At 73.8% G+C, this 20,278-nt stretch carries 11 protein-coding genes and 1 pseudogene; 7 read left to right on the top strand and 5 right to left on the bottom strand.

Going from position 1 to position 20,278, the window contains the following annotated elements; translation table 11 throughout:
- The 3 genes from VE546_RS27005 to VE546_RS26995 form a co-directional block, all read left to right on the top strand.
- The coding region (locus VE546_RS27005) for a KR domain-containing protein (RefSeq protein ID WP_324926863.1) at positions 1–902 on the top strand (902 nt) is incomplete at its 5' end.
- Entirely contained in the window at positions 895–1,314 is a 420-nt protein-coding gene (locus VE546_RS27000; RefSeq protein WP_324926861.1) for a nuclear transport factor 2 family protein, read from the top strand. The genes VE546_RS27005 and VE546_RS27000, both read left to right, overlap by 8 nt.
- A gap of 26 nt (positions 1,315–1,340) precedes the next feature.
- Positions 1,341–2,567 (top strand): MFS transporter, encoded by a 1,227-nt coding sequence (locus tag VE546_RS26995; RefSeq protein WP_324926859.1) that lies wholly within the window; start codon positions 1,341–1,343, stop codon positions 2,565–2,567.
- Between the two features lie 174 nt (positions 2,568–2,741).
- Here VE546_RS26995 and VE546_RS26990 read toward each other — a convergent pair whose 3' ends face one another.
- On the bottom strand, positions 2,742–3,656 hold the full coding sequence (locus VE546_RS26990; RefSeq protein ID WP_324926857.1) for a methyltransferase domain-containing protein: 915 nt from the start codon (positions 3,654–3,656) through the stop codon (positions 2,742–2,744).
- A 440-nt stretch (positions 3,657–4,096) separates the two neighbouring features.
- Here VE546_RS26990 and VE546_RS26985 point away from each other — a divergent pair, with 440 nt between their 5' ends.
- Positions 4,097–5,119: a 3-oxoacyl-ACP synthase III family protein gene (locus VE546_RS26985; protein WP_324926855.1), complete on the top strand. Its 1,023-nt coding sequence runs from the start codon at positions 4,097–4,099 to the stop codon at positions 5,117–5,119.
- Entirely contained in the window at positions 5,116–6,552 is a 1,437-nt protein-coding gene (locus VE546_RS26980; protein WP_324926853.1) for an enterotoxin, read from the top strand. The genes VE546_RS26985 and VE546_RS26980 overlap by 4 nt, the downstream gene beginning before the upstream one ends.
- Before the next feature lie 157 nt (positions 6,553–6,709).
- Here VE546_RS26980 and VE546_RS26975 read toward each other — a convergent pair whose 3' ends face one another.
- The 3 genes and pseudogenes from VE546_RS26975 to VE546_RS26965 form a co-directional block, all read right to left on the bottom strand.
- Complete coding sequence (locus tag VE546_RS26975; RefSeq protein ID WP_324926850.1) at positions 6,710–8,185, bottom strand: FAD-dependent monooxygenase; 1,476 nt, start codon at positions 8,183–8,185, stop codon at positions 6,710–6,712.
- A gap of 44 nt (positions 8,186–8,229) precedes the next feature.
- Positions 8,230–12,864: pseudogene (locus tag VE546_RS26970) on the bottom strand (type I polyketide synthase); the annotation flags it as partial.
- A gap of 172 nt (positions 12,865–13,036) precedes the next feature.
- Positions 13,037–14,221, bottom strand: coding sequence for a cytochrome P450 (locus VE546_RS26965; RefSeq protein ID WP_324926846.1), 1,185 nt, complete (start codon positions 14,219–14,221; stop codon positions 13,037–13,039).
- Between the two features lie 277 nt (positions 14,222–14,498).
- Here VE546_RS26965 and VE546_RS26960 point away from each other — a divergent pair, with 277 nt between their 5' ends.
- Together VE546_RS26960 and VE546_RS26955 are read left to right on the top strand one after the other, a co-directional pair.
- On the top strand, positions 14,499–15,545 hold the full coding sequence (locus VE546_RS26960) for a 3-oxoacyl-ACP synthase III family protein (protein ID WP_324926844.1): 1,047 nt from the start codon (positions 14,499–14,501) through the stop codon (positions 15,543–15,545).
- A 71-nt stretch (positions 15,546–15,616) separates the two neighbouring features.
- Positions 15,617–16,231 (top strand): allene oxide cyclase barrel-like domain-containing protein, encoded by a 615-nt coding sequence (locus tag VE546_RS26955; protein WP_324926842.1) that lies wholly within the window; start codon positions 15,617–15,619, stop codon positions 16,229–16,231.
- Between the two features lie 171 nt (positions 16,232–16,402).
- Here the strand turns inward: VE546_RS26955 and VE546_RS26950 are convergent.
- The coding region (locus VE546_RS26950; protein ID WP_324926840.1) for an SDR family NAD(P)-dependent oxidoreductase at positions 16,403–20,278 on the bottom strand (3,876 nt) is incomplete at its 5' end.

The following is a 20,278-nucleotide window of genomic DNA, read 5'->3' as shown; positions in this document are numbered from 1 at the left end:
CCACCGGCCAGGCCAACTACGCCGCCGCCAACGCCTTCCTCGACGCCCTCGCCCACCACCGCCACCACCACGGCCTGCCCGCCACCTCCCTCGCCTGGGGCTACTGGGCCGAGACCACCGGCCTGACCGCACACCTGGACGCCGGTCATGTGGGCAAGCTGCGGCGGTCCGGGCTGGTTCCGCTGACGAACGAGCAGGGCATGGCCCTGTTCGACGCCTCGGTGCCGCCCGGCGGGCCCTCGGTGCTGCTGCCGGCAAACCTGTCCACGGCCCAGCTCGACGCGGAGAGCGCGCCGCCGCTTCTGCGCGGTCTGGTGCGTCCGTCCCGGCGGGCCGCGGGTACGGCCGCGCGGGGCGGCGCCTCGGGACTGGTTCGTCGACTGGCGGAGCTGGCGGTACCGGAGCAGCAGGAGGCGCTGGTGGAGCTGGTCTCCGCGCACGTGGCCACGGTGCTGGGGCACGCGTCGGGCGTGTCGACACCGCCGGGCAAGGCGTTCAAGGACCTGGGCTTCGACTCGCTGACCGCCGTGGAGCTGCGCAACCGGCTCTCGGCGGCGACCGGGTTGCGGTTGCCGGCCACCCTCGTCTTCGACCACCCCTCGCCGACGGCCGTCGCGCAGCACCTCCACGAGAAGCTGTTCGCGAAGAGTCCGGCAGCCCCGGAGGCCGCGCCGGCAGATCCTTTCGCCGAACTGGACAGGCTCGACGCGGCGCTGCTCGCCATCGGCCAGGACGACGCGGTGCGCGACCGAGTCGCGCAGCGGCTGGCGGCGGTGCTCGCCCGGCTCGGCGCGGGCCGCGGCGAGCGGGAGGGAGCGGTGTCCGACCGGCTCCAGGAGGCGTCCAGCGATGAGCTGTTCGACTTCATCGACAAGAACCTGGGAAGGAATTCGCATGCCTGATGAGGCAGCACGCAAGCAGGTGGCTCTGGAGTACTGCCGTCGTCTCAACGCCGGTGACGTCGATGGTGCGCTGGCCCTGTTCGCGGCGGAGGTCACGTACGAGGACCCGGTCGGAAGCGGCCCGCTGACAGGTCTGGCCGCGGTGCGCGAGCACCTGGCGCAGGCGGTGGCCAACCGGGTGCGGGAGACGCCCGGGGTGCCGGTGGCATCGATGGACGGCGAACACGTGCTCCTGCCGGGCAGGGCCGAGCTGGACGACGCACGGCTGCCGGCCGGAAGCCGGTTGTCCGTGAACTTCGTCGCGATGATGCGGGTGAGGGCCGACGGTCTGATCCGGGAGATGCGGATGTTCTGGGGTCGTTCGGACGCGACGGTGACGCCGACCGTGCGGGAAGCCTGGGCAGCGCAGTGAGCGCGCCCGTCCAGGAACCGTCGTCGGTGGCGACGCCGGCGGCGCTCGCCGAGCCGAGAACGCCGGTCAGCCGGAAGTGGACGCTGCTGCTGGTGCTGGCCAATCTGGGGATCTGGATGGCCTTCATGGCGCCGCTCCAGGTCCTGCTGCCGGACCAGATCCAGGACATCTCGCCGGATGACAAGAAGACGCTGCTGGGTTGGGTGACCGGGGCGGGCGCGCTGGCGGCGCTGCTGGTCACCCCGCTGGTCGGGGCGCTGTCCGACCGGACGACGAGTCGGCTGGGGCGGCGGCGGCCGTGGACGGTGACCGGGGCGCTGCTCAGTGCGGTGTCCCTGGCCGCGCTGGCCCGGCAGGACACGATCGCCGGTGTGGCGGTGGCCTGGGTGTTCGTGCAGGCGGGCCTCAACATGATGCTGGCCTCGCTGACCGCCGCGGTGCCGGACCGGGTACCGGTGCGGCAGCGCGGGCTGGTGTCGGGGTGGGTGAACCTGCCGCAGGTGCTCGGTGCGGTGCTGGGTGTGGCGGTGGTGTCGGCGATCGTGCCGGGGCGCTCCGGGTACGTGGCTTTGGGCCTGGCCGTCGTCGGGCTCGCACTGCCCTTCGTGCTGCTGACCACCGACGATCCGCTGCCTCCGGCGGCCCGGCCGCCGCTGCGCACGGTGTGGCGGGGCATGTGGATCAGCCCGCGCCGCCACCCGGACTTCGGGTGGGCGTGGGCGAGCCGGTTCGTGACGCAGCTCAGCGGCGCGGCCGCCTCGCTCTACCTGCTCTACTTCCTTGAGGACTCGGTGAAGGTGAAGGACGCCGACGAAGCGGTCCTCCAGCTCACGGCCGTCACCACGCTGTGCCTGCTCGTCACGATCGTGCTGGGCGGATACTGGTCGGACCGGCTGGGCCGCCGGAAGGTGTTCGTGCTGGGGGCCGGCGCGGTCCTGGCGCTGGCCTCGGTGGTGATGGCGGTCTCGCCGACCTGGCCCGCGGCGGTGCTGGCCGCGGCCATCCTGGGTGCCGGGTTCGGTGTGTACCTGGCCGTGCACTCGGCGCTGGTGACGGAGGTGCTGCCGTCCGCCGTGGACCGGGCGAAGGACATGGGGCTGGTGAACGTGGCGAACACGGCGCCCAACCTGCTGGCTCCGGTCGTGGCGGGGCCCGTGGTGTCCTTGATGGGCTATCCGGCGCTGTTCGCGCTGTCGGCGGTGCTGACGCTCGGCGGCAGCGCTCTGGTGTTGCGGATCCGTTCGGTCGCCTGATCCGGGTCCCCGGTCCGGTGCGTACGGGCAGGGCGGGGAGCCGGAGGGGGTGGGAGAGCCGAGCGATGCGGCGGACGTGTCCGGGTTTCCCGGCGGCAACGACGACGTGGGGGCGGTCCTCCGGAGAGGACCGCCCCCGTACGGTGTCCCGGGCGGACGGGCCGGTGGGCCCGGTCAGGCGTTGGAGGGCTTGGTCGCCGTCGCCATGATGTAGTCGACGGTCTCCAGTTCCCGCCTCAGCAGCTCGGGGTCCGCCCATGCCTTCTGCAGGATGCGGTAGTAGAGCTTGCTGACCGTGGGTTTGAAAGCCGGATCAGCGATCTTCTTGGTGATGTAGGCGCGCCAGGGCTCCCACACCTTGGGCTGGATGGTGGTGACCCCTACCGACTCGAAACCCGCCTGGCCCAGCTTCTGGGCGTAGACGTCGCGGTCGTGCCAGTTGCGGTCGTCCACGGTCCACTTGAGCCAGCCCAGCGCGTGGGACTTGAGGTTCTCGCGCGGCCCGGCGTCGGGCATGGGCACGATGTCGGCCGTGGCGAGGACGCCGCCGGGGCGCAGCACCCGGAAGGCTTCCTTGAAGAACTGGGTGCGCGGCTGGTAGTGCATCGCCGACTCCAGCGAGACCACCCGGTCGAAGGTGTTGTCCGGGAAGGGGATCTCGGTGGCGGAGGCGAGCTGGAAGCTGACCTTGCCGGTGACGCCCTCGCGGCGCGCCCGGTCGCTGGCGAACTCGACGTGCTTCGGTGTGATGTTGATGCCGAAGATCTGCTTGGGCCGTCGGCTCTCCAGCCAGTAGAAGTCCTGGTCGCCGTAGCCGAATCCGCAGTCGAGGACGATGTCGCCCTCCTGCATCCTGGCGGTGTCCGCGAGGAGACCGGCGAGTGCCTGCTGCGCGTCGTCGTAGGTTTCCTGCCCGGTCTCCCAGTAGCCCTGGTTGAAATAGGTGCTTTCCTCGGTCATGAGGTGTCCGGGAGGGTACATCTCGTAGATGCTCTGGACCTTCTTCGTCCAGTCCTTGGCCAGACGGAACTTGACGAGGCTGCCCAGCATGCGGACGTCCTCGCGAAGAGATGCCTGCGATCTTGCCATGGTTCGCTTCCTCCTGACCAAGCAGGCCGCAGGGGTTGGCGATGGCCGAGATGTATCACCGCGGCGCGCGCTGACGGCCGTTTTGCGGGATGGGGACGTGTGAATTCTCCGCGGGCCGTCTAGCAACCCCCTAAAGCGAACCTGAAAACCGCGTGGGTCGGCGAGCTCGTACATGGCGAGCCGGCGGATCACGGGGTCGTCGCCGCGGGCGGTCGCCGAGGCCGGGCCCCCTGCGGTGGAGGCGGCACCGGTCGCCGGGTCCGGGCGCGCGGACCGGCGGGCGGTCACACCGCCGCACCGCAGGTTCGGGAACAGCCCGCCCTGGTACGGGGAGATGCCCGCCGCCCGCGCGTACGAGCCCGTTAGCGCTGCTTTAACCGGCGGCGGCAGCATCGGGCGTCCCCTATGTCGTGCGTAGGCGTGCGCGGGAGAGGAGCGGGATGAACACCCCGACCATCCACATCCTGTCGGTCAGGACGGCCCTGCCCGGCCCTCTGGTCGACAACGCGGCGCTGGCGCGCCGGCTCGGCGTGGGCGACGCCTGGGCGCAGTGGGCCGAAACAGGTGTGGGTGTGCGCTCCCGTCACCTGGCCCGCGACCTGGAGTCGGGCGAGATCACCCACACGCTCGCCGACCTGGGCGAGTCGGCGGCGCGGGAGGCGCTGGCCGCCGCGGGGCTGGACGCGCAGGACGTGGACCTGCTGGTCATGGGTACGACCATGCCGGACATGCTGATGCCCGCGACCGTCAACATCGTCGCGGACCGGCTGGGCGTCAACGACGTACCGACGTACCAGTTGCAGGCGGGCTGCTCGGCACTCGTGCAGGCCTTCCAGATCGCCGTGCGGCGGCTGGCCGGCGGCGCGGCGCGCACGGCGCTGGTGCTGGGCGGCGACACCTGGGTGAAGCACGTCGACCCGAGCGGTGACGTGAAGCGCCTGTCGCCCGCCGAGCTGGTCACCCTCGCGCTGGCCGGTGACGGGGCGGGCTGCGCGGTGCTGAGCGTGGAGCCGCGGCCGGGTGCGCCGGTGCTGCGGAGCGTCCGTTCGCAACTGGCGGGCGGGCCGCCCGCGCAGACAGTGGAGTGGTTCGGCGCCCACGCCGGGACGGGCCGGCCCGCCGTCACCGAGGACCGGGCCGCTGTCGAGGAGCGGGTGCCGGTGCTGGCCGCCGAGGCGTGGCGGGAGCTGCTGGAGGATGCCGGCTGGAAGGACTCCGACGTGGACGTCCTGCTCCCGCCGCAGTACTCGGGGCGGATCACCACGCGGGTGAGCGAGCTGCTCGGCCTGCCCGGACTGCGGGCGACAAGCTGCGTGGAGGAGATCGGCAACAACGGCAACGGGCTGCTGCTGTTCCAGTTGGAGCAGGCACTCGCCGGGCTGACCGGCGGCGGGCGCGCCGTGGGGCTCACGGTCGAGGCGACCGAGTGGGCCAGGGGCGGGATCGCCGTGGAGGTGCCGTGAGCGGGCCGGTACGGGCGGTCGTGCTGGGCGGCAGCGTGGCCGGCCTGCTGGCCGCCGCGGCCCTGGCGCCGCACGTCGACTCCGTCACGGTCGTCGAACGGGACCGGATGCCGGTGGACGGTCCGGGTGCCCGGACCGGTGTGCCGCAGGCCGACCACGCCCACGTGCTGTGGTCCGGCGGCGCCCGGGCCGTGGAGCGGCTGCTGCCGGGTACGACGGAACGGCTGCTCGCGGCCGGCGGGCGGCGCGTCGGGGTGCAGCAGGACATGCTGCTGATGTCGGCGGCGGGCTGGTGCGAGCGTTTTCCCGAGACGCAGTTCATGCTCACCTGCAGCCGCCCGCTGCTGGAGTGGGTCCTGCGCGGCGGCGTGCTGGCCCTGCCGAACGTATCCCTGCTGGACGGCGCCGTGGCCGCGGGCCTGTCGGGGAGCGCGGAGGCCGTGGACGGCGTGCTGGTGCGGGAGCGGGGCGCGGAGGACGGTGGGGAGCGGCTGCTGGCCGCCACCGTCGTGGTGGACGCGACGGGGCGCGGTTCGGCGCTGCGCGGCTGGTTGCGGGACTTCGGGCTGCCCGCGCCCGAGGAGGAGTCCGTGGACTCCGGGCTGACCTACACCACCCGGGTCTTCCGGGCGCCCGGGGAGGCGGCCTCCGTCTTCCCGGTGGTGAGCCTGTACGCCGACCACCGGGTGGCGAAACCGGCCCGCAACGGGTTGGTCGTGCCCATCGAGGGCGACCGCTGGATGGTGTCGCTGTCCGGCAGCCGGGGCGCCCGGCCGACCGCCGACCCCGAGGGGTTCGTGGCGTTCGCGCGCAGTCTGCGGCATCCCCTGGTGGCCCGTATGGTCGCCGCCGCCGAGCCGCTGACCGAGCCCCGCAGCACCCGCAGCACCCGCAACCGGCGGCTGCGGTACGAGCGGATGGCGTCCTGGCCCGCCGGTCTGCTGGTGGTGGGCGACGCCCTGTCCGCCGTCAACCCGGCCTACGGGCACGGGATGACGGCGGCGGCGCGCGCCGCGCAGGCCCTGCGGGCGGAGCTGGTGGCGCACGGACCGGAGCCGGCGCGGGCGCGGGAGACCGTCGCGGCGATCAGCGCGGCGGTGGACGATCCGTGGCTGTGGGCGACGTCGCAGGACGTGCGGTTCCCCGAGTGCAGGATCGTCTCGGCCGACGCCGGGTTGGGCGAACGGGCGACGGCCCGGGCCGGTTTCGCGGATCTGCTGCAGGTGGCCGCGTCCCGTGACGCGGATGTCAACGCGGCGATGACCGGCGTGATGTCGATGTCGGAGCCGATGGCGGGTCTGGAGGACCCGGGGGTGCTCGACGCGGTGCGGGCGGCGGCGGCCTCGGGCCCGAGGCCGCTGCCGCAGCCCCGGCTCAGCGGTGCCGAGCTGGCGTTGCTGCGCAGGCCCGCCCGGACCGCCGTGCGCGGCTAGGACGTCTCCGGCGGCTCGGTCCGGGGCCGCGCGGGTCCCCGGGCGACGCGCCGCGTCCGCAGGCCACGGCCCCACCGACACGGCGCGCTCTGACCACGAGGGGGCCGGCCGCACCGGCGGCCGGCCCCCCTCGGTCGTGGGCCTCGGTCGTGGGCCGTCAGGCCGCGTCGCCGAACCAGCGGTGCAGCGCGGGCTCCAGGCCGTCGACGCCGGTCTCGCCGGTCGCCGCCCAGGCCACGAAGCCGTCGGGGCGGACCAGCAGCCCCGCGGCGTCCACGCCCTCGACCGGGGCGAGGGAGACGCTGTCGAGGTGACCGTCCCGTCCGGGGGCCTCGGGCGGTCCGGCGGTTCCGCCGGTGAGGTCCACCAGGACGCCGCGCCCGGCCCGGAGGGCTTCGGCGACGGCTGTGGGCTCTCCGTCGGCGTCCTTGACCAGAGAGTTCGGCACGGGGCAGCCCAGCAGCGGGTGGGCGTCGTCCTGCTCGGCCCCGTCCATGGGGTAGCGGACGTCGGTCACCGTGGTGATGAGGTGGCGGTTGACGTCGGGCAGCTTCACCAGGTCGGCGAAGAGCTGGCGCAGCACGTCGAAGTGCTCGCCCTGGGTGAGCAGCGCCATCTGCGACCGGGTGAACACGCACGCCCGGTGGCCGACGGGGCGGCGTTCTTCGTCGTAGGTGTCCAGCAGGGCGTCGGGGGCCCGGCCGTCGAGGACGGCGGCGAGCTTCCAGCCGAGGTTGGCGGCATCGTGCAGTCCGGTGTTGAGGCCGTGCCCGGCGAAGGCGACGTGCAGGTGCGCGGCGTCACCGGCGACGAACACGCGGCCCTGCCGGTAGTTCTCCACCTCGCGGGTGGTGTTGGTGTAGCGGTGGAGCCACTGGACCTCGCCGATGACGGGCGTGCGGCCGGTGATGCGCTCGGTGCTGGCCACGACCTCGTCGAGGCTGACGGGCTGGTCGGCCGGGGGCGGGGCCACCTGGTCGTTGAACTCCAGCGTCATGATGCGGGAGGGGCCGCCCTCGTGGGGCGAGCGGATGACGGCGAACTGCCCGCCCGGGTAGTTGCCGGCGTGCCACTCGCCCTCGATGGACTCGACGTCGGCGAGCAGCCCGTACCAGCGCGGCCCGCTCTCGCGCACCGCGAACCCGGCCAGCGCGCGGACCGTGCTGTCACCGCCGTCGGCGCCGACGAGGTAGTCGCCGTGCAGCTCGTAGTCGCCGTCTTCGGTGCGCACGGCGACGGTGACGCCGTCGGCGTCCTGGGTGAGGCTCACGCAGGTGTGGCCGCGGCGGATGTCCGCGCCGAGCTTGACGGCGTGGGCTTCGAGCATCTCCTCGGTGTACTGCTGCGGGAGGAGGAGGGAGTACTCGTCCTCCATGTACGGCTCGAGGTCGAGCCAGTAGCTCGCGAAGTGCAGCCGCGGCCACAGCGGGGGCTTCCCCGCCCGCAGGGTGTCCATGATGCCGCGCTGGTCGAACAGGTCGGCGGTGCGGGCGTGGAGGGTGCCGCCGATCGTGTGTCCGTTCGCCTTCGGCGAGCTTTCCAGGACGACGGCTTCCACCCCTGCCAGCCGCAGCTCGCTGGCGAGGAACAGGCCGACCGGGCCTGCTCCCACGATGACGACGGTGCCAGTCAAAGGAGTCTCCATTCCGGGTTCTTCCGCGTGCCGCGACGGGGCGGTCAGCGTGAGGGACGTGCGGCTGCGGCGAGTCGGCCGTGCAGGTGCGCGGCGAGACCGGCCGGGGTCGGATGGTCGTAGACGACCACCGTGGGCAGGTTGAGTCGTGTGGCGGCGTTGAGGCGCGTGCACAGTTGGAGGGCGGAGAACGACGAGAAGCCGATCTCCGTGAGGTTGTCCTCCGGGTCGATCTCCCCGGTGCCGTCCAGGCCGAGGATGTCGGCGGCACAGTCGCGCACGAGGTCGAGGAGGATGGACTGGGCCTCCGCGTCGTCGGCCGCCGCGGCGAGCCGGGCGCTCAGCCGCTCGGCCCCGGCGTCGGGGTCCGCGGAGTCCGGAGCGGTGGTGCCGTGGGCCGCCGTACGGGCCTCCGGGGCGGCCTCGCGCAGCAGCGCCCGGTGGGCGTCGCCCTGCTCGGCGGTGAACCGGGCCCAGTCGGCGTCGACGACGACTGTGGTGTCCGCGCCCGCGGCGGGGAGGTGGCCGAGCACGTCCATCGCGGGCCCCAGGGCCAGGGGGCGCAGTCCGGGCGCCGCCGGGTGGGGCAGTTCGGTGTGCGGTCCGAACGAGACGGCCGCGGCGGGCAGCCCGGCGGCCCGGCGGGCGTCGGCGACGGCGTTCAACCTGCTGTGCAGGGGCGCCTGTTCGCCGGTGCCCGGCACGCCGAGGGTGCCCGGCAGGGCGGAGAAGACGACGAAGGCCGCCAGGTCCCGGTCGCGGGTGAGTTCGTCGAGGTGGTGGGCGGTGGTCAGGGCCGCCTGCGGGTCCGTGCCCGCCGCGCCCGCCGCGTGGACGACGGCGGTGAGCGGCGTGTCCGCCAGCAGGGCGGCCAGGGCGGCGCGGTCGCCGTCCTCGTGCGGCCACAGGGTGAGGCCGACTTCCGTCTCCGCCAGGCCGGCCGGCGCCTCGTCGGCGAGGAGGACCAGGTGCCGGGCGCCGTGGCCGGCGAGCCAGCGGGCGGCGTGGGCACCGTGCGGCGTGTCGGTGCCGGTGACGAGCACGGTGCCCTCGGGTTTCCACGGCGCGGGCCCGGGAGCGTCCACCGGCAGCGGGGCGAGGCGGCGGGCGAGGAAGCCGGCGGCCCGCAGGGCGAGCTGCCGTTCGGCCTCGGCATCCGTGCGGCCCCCGCCGCCCGTGCCGCTCGTGTCGCCCAGGAAGTCGGCCAGGCGGCGGCCCGCGGTGTCGTCCAGGTGCTCCGGCAGGTCGATGACGCCGCCCGACCAGCCGGGGATCTCGGCCGCCGCGCTCTGCAGCACGGCCCACACCGGGGCCTGTTCGGGCCGCGGGGTGTCCGAGGCCCCGGCGGCCGCGGCGCCCTGGGTGAGGCCCCACACCGGAACGGGGCACCCGGCAACCGCCACCTCGCGGACCAGGGCCGCGGTGAGCGCCGTCCCGACGGACACCACCGGGTGTCCGGGGTGCGGGCGCTCGTCCAGCGCGAGCAGGGAGAGCACGCCGGTGAAGGGCGCGCCGTCCTGGGCGGCGTCCTCCAGCCGGGCGCGGACGAGCGCGGCCGGCTGCTCGTCGTCGGCATCGGGGTCCACGGGGAGGGTGACCACGTCGTGCCCGCGGGTGGTGAGCGCGCCGGTCACCGCCGTGACGGCCGCGGCCCGGGCGAGCGGTGCGGGCACGACGGCCAGCCACGTTCCGGGGGCGGCGTCGGCGGCGGGGTCGACGACGGGGTCCCAGCGCAGCCGGTACCGGCCGCGCTGGGCGCGCCGCCAGCCGGTGAGGGCCGGAAGCAGGGTGGCCAGTCCGGCCTGCTGTGCGTCGTCGGCGTGCAGGGCGGCGGCCAGGTGCTGGAGGTCGCCGTTCTCGACGGCCGACCAGAAGGAGGCGTCACCGGCGGAGCCGGGCCGGGGCCCGGGCCCCTCCGGCGGGTCCACCCACAGCCTGCGCCGCTGGAAGGCGTAGGTCGGCAGCGGAACGACGGCGCCGCCCGCGGGCCGGTCGCCGGCGGGCCCGTCCGGCTCCAGTTCGGCGCCGCCCGCGTGCAGGCGGGCCAGGGCGGTGGTGAAGGCCGTGGCCTCGGGTTGCCCGGGCCGCAGGGCGGCGGCCAGGACGGCGGTTCCGGGGGCCTCGGCGGCGCCGGTGGCCAGGCAGTCGTGGGTGAGCCCGGTGAGCGTTCCGTCGGGGCCGAGTTCGAGGTAGAAGCGGACGTCCTGCTGGGCGAGGTGGTTGACCGAGTCGGCGAACCGCACGGTGCGCCGGGCGTGGTCCGCCCAGTAGCGCGGGGACGCGGCCTCGTCGGCGCCGAGCACCTTGCCGGTGAGGTTGGAGACGACGGGGATCGCCGGGGGCCGGAAGGTGAGGCCGGAGACGACCTCGGTGAACTCTTCCAGCATCGGTTCCATCAGCGGCGAGTGGAAGGCGTGGCTGACCCGCAGTCGCTTGGTGTTGTGGCCCCACACCTCCCAGAAGGCGCGGATCTCCTCCACGGCGGCGCTGTCGCCGGAGATCACCGTGGAGCCGGGTGTGTTGACGGAGGCGATGCCGACCTGGTGCTCGCGGCCCGCGAGCATGGGCAGGATCTGCTCCTCGGCCACCTGGACGGCGGCCATGGCACCGCCCTCGGGCAGCTCCTCCATCAGCCGTCCGCGTGCGGCCACGAAGGTGCAGGCGTCCGGCAGGTCCAGCATGCCGGCGACGTGGACGGCGGTCAGCTCGCCCACGGAGTGGCCGAGCAGGTGGTCAGGCCGGACGCCGAAGGACTCCGCCAGCCGGTACAGCGCCACTTCCAGGGCGAACAGGGCGGGCTGGGTGTACCGCGTGCGGTCCAGGAGGGCCGCCGCCGCACTGCCGGGCTCGGCGAAGGCGACCTCGCGCAGCGGCCGGTCCAGGTGCGGGTCGAGGCCCGCGCAGACGGCGTCGAAGGCTTCGGCGAAGGCGGGGAAGCGGGCGTACAGCTCGCGGCCGGTGCCCGCGCGCTGGGAGCCCTGGCCGGTGAAGAGGACGGCTGTGCGCCCGGCGCGTGCCCGGCCGGTCACCGCCTGCGCCGCGCCGTCCGCCAGCGCCCGCAGCCCGGTGAGGATGTCGTCACGGGTCTCGCCCACGGCGGCGCCCCGGTGGTCGAGCGTGGCCCGGGCCGTCGTCAGGGTGTGGGCCACGTCCGGCAGGGGCAGCTCGGGGTGGCTCTCCAGATGGCGGTGGAGGCGGTCGGCCTGGGCGCGCAGGGCGGCCGGCGAGTGTCCGGAGAGCCGCAGCAGCACCGGCCCGTCCCGGTGCCGGGGAGTGGCGGACGGTTCGGGGGCGGCAGTCGGTTCGGCCGCGGGCGGCTCCTCGATGACGACGTGGGCGTTGGTGCCGCTCATGCCGAAGGAGGACACGCCCGCCCGGCGGGGGCGTTCACCGTCCGCGGGCCACGGCAGGTTCTCCGTGAGCAGTTCCACGGCGCCCGCGCTCCAGTCCACGTGCGGGGTGGGCGCGTCGATGTGGAGGCTGCGGGGCAGCACGCCGTGCCGCATCGCCAGCATCATCTTCATGAGCCCGGCGGCCCCGGCCGCGGCCTGGGTGTGGCCGAGGTTGGACTTGACGGAGCCGAGCCTCAGCGGCCGCCCCGCCGGGCGGCCCTGCCCGTAGGTGGCGAGGATGGCCTGGGCCTCGATGGGGTCGCCCAGGGTGGTGCCGGTGCCGTGCGCCTCCACCGCGTCCACCTCCGCGGCCGTCAGGCCGGCGGAGGCGAGCGCCCGGCGGATGACCCGCTGCTGGGCGGGTCCGTTGGGGGCGGTCAGCCCGTTGGAGGCGCCGTCCTGGTTGACCGCCGAGCCCCGCAGCACGGCCAGTACGGGGTGGCCGTGGCGGCGGGCATCGCTGAGGCGCTCCACCAGGAGGAGTCCGGAGCCCTCCGCCCAGCCGGTGCCGTCGGCGGCGGCCGCGAACGGCTTGCACCGGCCGTCGGGCGCCAGACCGCGTTGCCGGCTGAACTCCACGAAGATGCCGGGGCCGCACATGACGGTGGCGCCGCCGGCCAGCGCGAGCGAGCACTCCCCCGCCCGGAGCGCCTGGGCGGCCAGGTGCAGGGCCACTAGGGAGGAGGAGCAGGCGGTGTCGACGGTGACGGCCGGGCCCTCCAGCCCGAAGGAGTAGGCGACGCGGCCGGAGGCGATGCTCGGCGCGCTGCCGATGCTGATGTGTCCCTCGTAGCCTTCCAGCGCCTTGCTGACCTGGGTGGCGTAGTCGCTGTACATGACACCGGCGAACACGCCGGTGTCGCTGCCGCGCAGGGAGGTGGGGTCGATGCCCGCGTTCTCGAACGTCTCCCACGCGGTCTCCAGCAGCAGACGGTGCTGGGGGTCGGTGGCGGCGGCCTCGCGGGGCGTCATCTCGAACGCCTCGGGGTCGAAGTGGGCGGCGTCGTGGAGGAAGCCGCCCTCCTTCACATACGTGCGGCCCGGCCGGTCGGGGTCGGGGTCGTAGAGCCCTTCGACGTCCCAGCCCCGGTCGCGGGGAAAGGCGGAGACGGCGTCGCCGCCGGTGGACACCAGCCGCCACAGGTCCTCGGGGGACCGGACTCCGCCGGGGAAGCGGCAGCCCATTCCGATGACGGCGACGGGTTCGTGGCGTCCGGACTCGGCCTCGGCGAGCCGTTGCCGTGTCTCGTGCAGGTCGGCGGTGACCCACTTGAGATAGTCCAGGAGCTTTTCCTCGTTGGCCATCGTGCTGATCCCCTCAGCTCCTCGGCACGTCGGACTCGGGCCGCCATGCTCATCAGGCGGGCTAAAGGCCCACTAGCCCCGAACTTCTGCGCGAACGCGGCTCGTTCGGCGCGTCCGGCCCGCGCGGCCGGACGCGCCGTGGGCGCGGCGGCGGTCACGGACCGGTGCGCACCGGCAGGACGCGGGGGCCGATGAGCCGCAGGTTGTCGTGCCACTCCACGCCGGGCAGCACCTTCAGGCCGGGGAAGCGGCCGTACAGCCCCTCCAGGGCGATGCGGATCTCCAGACGGGCCAGCGCGGCGCCGAGGCAGAAGTGCACGCCGCGGCTGAAGCCGATGTGCGGGTTGGGGTCGCGGCGGATGTCGAAACGCTGCGGGTCGGTGAAGCGGCGCTCGTCGTGGTTGGCCGACAGCAGCCAGGCGACGACGAGCTGCCCCTCGGGGATCTTCTCCCCGCCCAGTTCCACGTCCCGCGTGGTCACCCGGAACGCCTGGCTGAGCGGCGGGTAGTAGCGGATCGTCTCCTCGATGGCGGCCGGCATCAGCGCGGGTTCGGCCCGCAGGGCGGCGGCCTGCTCGGGGTTGGCGTCCAGGGCCAGGACGGCGCTGGCGATGACCGAGGTGGCGGTGACGTGCCCGGCCATCAGGAGGAGCCCCGCGAAGTTGGCGATCTCCTCCTCGTCCAGCCGGTCACCGTCGAGTTCGGCCTGCGTGAGCTGGCTGAGCAGGTCGTCGCCGGGGTTGGCGCGGCGGGTCCGGGCATGCTCGCCGAAGTACTCGGTCTGCTCCCGCAGGGCGGCCATGACGTTCTCGTCCTTGAGGACGTCGGTCACCGCGCTCGTCGTCGACGCCCGCGCCTGGGCCCACTTGTGGAACAGGACCCGGTCCTCGGGGGGCACGCCGAGGAGTTCGGCGATGGTGATGACGGGCAGGGTGTAGGCGAAGTCGGCTATGAGATCGAATTCGGCGCGCCCCGAGAGGCCGTCCAGCAGTTCCTTGGTGATGGTCTCCATGCGCGTGCCCAATTCGTTCACGGTGCGCGGAGTGAACGCCTGGTTGACCAGGGCACGGGCTCTGTTGTGCTCCGGCGGGTCCATGAAGCCGAGGTTGCCCCGGTTGACGGTGCCCAGCGGCATCACCCGGTCCAGTTGGGCCGAGTACGTCGAGGCGTCCGTCAGAACCTCCACCACCTCGTCGTAGCGGAGGACCTGCCACGTCCTGGTGCTGTCGTCGAACAGGACGCTCTTGAACGCACGCCCCATGGCGAGTTTGCCCATCAGCGCCGCGACGGGGTCGGGCGACTCGGCTCCCGGTGCGCCAGGGGTGGTCTCTTCTGCCATCTTCTCACTCCGTACCGAATTCTCGACGCGGCAGTGAGGACGACGACAGAACGTGGAACAACGCCTGACGCTCAACTCTCGCCGCGACCCGGACCGTTCGAAGCATAAGTGGGCGCCGGACGGCCGAGACAGTCCCGAAAAGCCTTTCGCGCGCGGACATTAACCGGGCGCAAGCTCGGCTTTAACGCGGCTGATCAACATGGTATTCGGCGCGTTCTGCATTGTGCGACGCCTGTTATCCCGTTTTTCCGCGGTACAGCAGCCGGGAGGTCTTCGGATGGGTGTCCCCCTCAACGATGCCCAGGTGTTCATCCACGGGGTGGGCACGGCACTGCCCGGGCCTCCGGTCACCAATGAGGACATCGCCGCCCACTACGGCATGCCGACGGTGTGGCGGCAGTGGGTGGACGAGTTCATCGGGACGCGCAGCCGCCACCTCGCCGTCGACCTGGCCACCGGCACGGTCAGCCACACGCTCACCGACCTCGGGGAGATCGCCGCGCGCGGCGCCCTCGCGGACGCCGGGCTGGCGGCCGGCGACATCGACGTGCTGGTGATGAGCACGGCCACGCCGGACCACCTGGCCCCGGCCACGGTGAGCCGGGTCGCCGGACGGCTCGGCATCAGCGGGGTGCCCGTCTACCAGCTCCAGTCCGGGTGCACCGGTGCCGTGCAGGCGCTGGAGGTCACGCTGGACCTGCTGCGCGGCGGGGAGCACCGCACGGCGCTCGTCATCGGCGGCGACACCAGTGCCAAACACACCAGCCCCGACGTGGACGCCGCCGCCGTCCCGCTGGAGGTGCAGGTCAACGGGCTGATCTTCGGTGACGGGGTCGGCGCGGCGGTGCTCGGCACGACGCCGGTCGAGGGCCGCCCGGTGCTGCGGCACGTGCACACCCGGCTCGTCGGCGCGGGCCGTGCCCCGGGCCAGACCGTGTACTGGTTCGGCCGGGCGGTCTCCGGCGCGGACGGCGTGCCCGCGGCCGAGGACTACAAGACCATCGAGACCACGGCCGCGCCGATGGCCGCCGACGCCCTCAAGCACCTGCTGCACACGCTGGGCTGGGAGGCCGAGCGGTTGCACTACCTGCTGCCTCCGCAGCTCTCCTCGCGGATGACCGGCCGCACCCTCGAACACCTGGGCCTGACGGGCACCGAGGCCATCAGCCGGGTCACCGAGATCGGCAACACCGGCAACGCGATCCCCTACTTCCAGCTCGAACACCTGCTGCCCCGGCTGCGCCCGGGAGACCGTGCCGTCGGCATCAGCATCGAGGCCAGCAAGTGGATCCAGTCCGGGTACGCCCTGGAGCAGCCCGCCTGAGACGCGCCCCGAGCCGCCCGCCCGGGCAGAACGGCCCGGGCGGTCCCGCCCGAGAGAGGGAAACCGCCCGCATGACGATCGACCCGAAGACCCCGCTGACCCACAACCCCGTCATCGACGCGCTCGTCGGGTCGTGGCGCCAGATCGTGGACGCCGAGTACTCCCCGCAGGACGAGCGGCTGCCCGACCTCGCCGTGCTGGCCCGGGCGACGGCCCGGGCCGTCGCGGCCGCGGTGCCGCGCCCCGTCGCGGAGATCGCCGCGCCGGACGCCGCGGACGAACCCGGTGAGTCGGTGCTGCTGGACAAGGTGATCCAGGAGGTGACCGACCGCGAGTACACGCCGCTGAGCCCGGACGGCCCGAGCGTCGGCGACCTCGTCCTGGTCACCGAGAAGATCTACAACGCCGATCGTGAGGAGATCGGTGCCGACACCGGCCGCCTGCGGATCGTCCGCAAGGACCCGGAGACCGGCCACCACTTCACCGTCTCGCTGGTCTCCTCCACGGTCCAGGGGAACAAGATGTTCGCCTTCGGCTACACCGAGATGGAGGCCCAGCTCTCCGGTGGCCGCACCACCATCCAGGTCGCCTGCTGGGAGGGCCCCTGGGCCGGGATGAGCGGCACCCTGTCGTGGGTGATCAACTCCATGACGTCCGCCGAGTCCCGGTACGAACTGCACCGCTGACGCAGCGGTACGGCCGGCCAGGCCGGTGGCCGCACGGACAGCGCGACGGTACGAAGGGAGCCGCCGGGAGTTTCCCCGGCGGCTCCCTTCGTCGTGCTCGGCACCGGGACCGTTCGTGGTCCGGCGGCGGGCGGTTCGGGGTCCGGGGGCGTCCCCGGACCCCGAACCGCCTCACTCCAGGCCGAGTTCCTGCTCGATCAGGGCGAACATCTCGTCATCGGTGGCGTCCTCGAGTTCCGATCCCTCCTGCTGCGGTGCCGGCTCGCCCAGTCGGCGCAGCAGGGCCCGCAGCCGCGTCTCCACCTCGGTCCGGGTGTCGGTGTCGCCGGGCGGCACGGTGAGCGCGGCCTCCAGCCTCTTCAGCTCCCCGAGGACCGACGGCTCCGCGTCGCCGGCGCCTTCGAGTCCGAGCTCCTCGCGCAGGTGCACGCTCAGGGCCTGCGGGTTGGGGTGGTCGAAGACGATGGTGGCCGCCAGCCGCAGGCCGGTGGCCGCGTTGAGCCGGTTGCGCAGTTCCACGGCGGTCAGCGAGTCGAAGCCGAGGTCCTTGAAGCTGCGGTCGGCTCCCAGTGCGTCCGCCGAGCCGTGGCCGAGGACGACCGCGGTGTTGCCGCGGACGATGCCGAGCAGTTCCTCCACCTGGCGGGCTTCCGGCAGCCCGGCCAGCCGCTCGGTGAGCGTCCGGGTCCCGGCTTCCGCGCCGCTCGCGGCGGCGGCCCGCCGCACACCGACCCGCACCAGGCCGCGGAGCAGCGCGGGCAGTTCACCGCTCTCCGCCTGGTCGCGCAGCGCCGGAAGGTCGAGCGCGACGGGCACGAGCCGGGCGCTGCCGGCCCGCAGGGCGGCGTCGAACATCGCCAGCCCCTCGTCGGCGGCCAGCGGTGCGATGCCCTGCCGGGACAGCCGCGCGATGTCCGCCTGCTGCATGTGGGCCGTCATGCCGCTGGACTCGGCCCAGTAGCCCCAGGCCAGTGATGTGGCGGGCAGCCCCCCGGCCCGCCGGTGTTCGGCGAGGGCGTCCAGGAAGGCGTTCGCGGCGGCGTAGTTCGCCTGCCCCGGCGTGCCGAAGACACCCGCCGCCGAGGAGAAGAGGACGAACGCCGCCAGGTCGGCGGTACGCGTGAGTTCGTGCAGGTTCAGCGCCGCGTCCACCTTGGGCCGCATCACCCGGTCCAGCCGTTCGGCGTCCAGCGCGCCGAGCAGCCCGTCGTCCACGACGCCCGCCGCGTGCACCACTGCCGTCAGCGGCCGGTCGGCGGGCAGACCGCCCAGCAGGCCGGCCAGCGCTTCACGGTCCGCCGCGTCACAGGCCGCCACGGTCACCTCGGCGCCCAGCGCCGTCAGTTCGGCGCGCAGTTCCGCCGCGCCCTCGGCCGCCGGGCCCCGACGGCTGGTCAGCACCAGGTGCCGCACGCCGTGTTCGGTGACCAGGTGCCGGGCGAGCAGTCCTCCGAGCATGCCGACGCCGCCGGTGATCAGCACCGTCCCGTCCGGGTCGAGCCGCCGCGGCACGGTCAGGACCATCTTGCCGGTGTGCCGGGCCTGGCTCATGAACCGGAACGCCTCCGGGGCGTCCCGCAGGTCCCAGGGCTGAACGGGCAGCGGCGTGAGGGCCCCGCTGTCGAACAGTTCGCACAGGTCGGCGAGCATCTCCGCGATCCTGTCGGGATCGACCTCGCGCAGGTCGTAGGCGTGGTAGCGGATGTCGCCCCGCAGCGCGGCGAGCTGCCCGGCGTCGCGGATGTCCGTCTTGCCCATCTCCAGGAACCGGCCGCCGGGCGCCAGCAGGCGCAGCGAGGCGTCGGTGAACTCCCGCGCCAGCGAGTTGAGGACGACGTCCACACCCTTGCCGTCCGTCGCCTCCCGGAAGCCGTCCTCGAAGTCCAGGTCGCGCGAGGACGCCGCGTGGCGGGCGTCCACGCCCAGGGAACGCAGCAGCTCCTGCTTGCCCGGGCTCGCGGTGCCGAAGACCTCCAGGCCCCAGTGCCGGGCGAGCTGGATCGCGGCCATGCCGACGCCGCCGGTGGCCGCGTGGACGAGCAGCGTCTCCCCCGCCCGTACCCCGGCCAGGTCCACCAGCCCGTAGTAGGCGGTCAGGAAGACGACGGGGACCGCCGCGGCCTGTTCGTAGGTCCAGCCGGAGGGCATCGGGACCACCATGCGCCGGTCCGTCACGGACACCGGTCCGAACGCGCCGGGGAGGAAGAGACCCATCACCCGGTCCCCCACCGCCAGGTCGGAGACGCCGGGGCCGACCTCCAGCACCACACCGGCGGCTTCGCTGCCCATGACCGCCTTGCCCGGATAGACGCCGAGCGCGATCAGGACGTCGCGGAAGTTCATTCCGGCCGCCCGGACCGCCACCCTGATCTCTCCGGGAGCCAGTGGCGCCTCCCCGTGGGAGGACGGGACGAACGCGAGCCTCTCCAGCGTGCCCGGACCTGTCGTCTCCAACCGCCAGCCGGTGCCGGGCGGCGGCACGAGCACCTTGCCGGACCCGGCGAGCCGGGACAGCCGGGGCACCAGCGGGTCGCCCCGGCGCAGGGCGAGCTGCATCTCACCGCGCCGCACGGCGCCGCGCAGGGCGGGGACGAGCGCGGCGTGGGAGTCCACGTGGTCGTCGATGTCGGCCAGCAGGAACCTGTCGGGGTTCTCGGTGCAGGCGCTGCGGACCAGACCCCATACCGCGGCGGCGGCCAGGTCGGTGGGCTCCTCACCGGGCCCGGTCGCCACCGCACCACGTGTCACGACCACCAGCCGGGCCTCCGGCCTCGGGGCGGCATCGTCCGACAGCCACCGCTGGAGCGCGGCGAGAACGTCCTCCGCGGTCCGGCGGACGGCTGCCGCACCATCGGCGCCACCGGCCGCCGCGTCGTGCGGCGCCCCGTCGGCCGGCGCGCCGACCGGGAGCAGGACGAGTTCGGGGCCGTCCGTGTCGAACGCGGAGACCACCGGGACACCGGCACGTCCCAGCGCCTCGGTCAGCCCCCACGGGTCGGTGCCGAGCACCCCGCACGTGGTGGACGTCTCCTCGACGGGGGCGGTGAATCGGGCAGGCGTCCATTCGACGGTGAACGGCAGGTCCGCTCCCGCGGAGGCGTCCACCGCGCCCGGCACGGCGGACGGGCGCAGGATCAGCGATGCCACGGACAACACCGGCTGCCCGGCCGGGTCGATCGCCACGACACGCACCGCCTCGTCACCGGCAGGGGTCACCCGCACGCGCACGGCGGACGCGCCACTGCGCCCCAGGGTCACGCCGGAGAGCACGAACGGCACCAGTACGCCGTCCGTGCCGCTCCCCCCTGGCTCGGCGGCCAGCGCCGTGTGCAGTACGGCGTCGACCAGCGCCGGGTGCATGCCGAACCGCTCGGCGTCGGCGCGGACCGGCTCGGGCAGCGCCACCTCGGCGACCACCGTGTCGGCCTCCCGCCACACCTGCCGTACCCCTTGGAACGCGGCACCGTAACCGTAGCCCCGGTCCGCCAGCTCGGAGTAGAAGTCCTCCGCCGCGACGGCCTCGGCACCCTCGGCGGGTGGCCAGGCGAACCCACGGCCGGACGCGATGTCGGCACCGGTTCCGAGGACGCCCTCCGCATGGCGCGTCCACCCGTCGCCCTCCCCGGACCGGGAGAACACGGCGAACGAGCACCGCCCCGCGTCGTCCGCGGCGCCGACGGCCACCTGCACCTGCGCCGTGTCGCCCTCGCCCAGCACCAGCGGCGCTTTGAGCATCAGTTCCTCGACCGTCTCGCACCCGACCTCGTCACCGGCCCGGAAGGCCAGCTCCAGGAAGAGCGCGGCGGGTACGAGCACGGTGCCGTTGACGGTGTGGTCGGCGAGCCAGGGGTGGCTGCGCAGGTTCAGGGTGCCAGTGAAGACGGTGCTTTCGTCGTCGCCGTCGGCGAGTTGGAGGGTGGCGCCGAGGAGGGGGTGGTTGGTGGTCTGCAGGCCGAGGCCGGTGGGGTCGCTGGTGGTGGTGGGGGTGGTGAGCCAGTAGTGCTGGTGTTGGAAGGGGTAGGTGGGCAGGTCGGTGGTGGGGGTGGG

It is taken from the genome of Streptomyces sp. (genome assembly GCF_035644915.1).
GTDB lineage: Bacteria > Actinomycetota > Actinomycetes > Streptomycetales > Streptomycetaceae > Streptomyces.
This window is presented reverse-complemented; position numbering and strand designations above follow the sequence as displayed.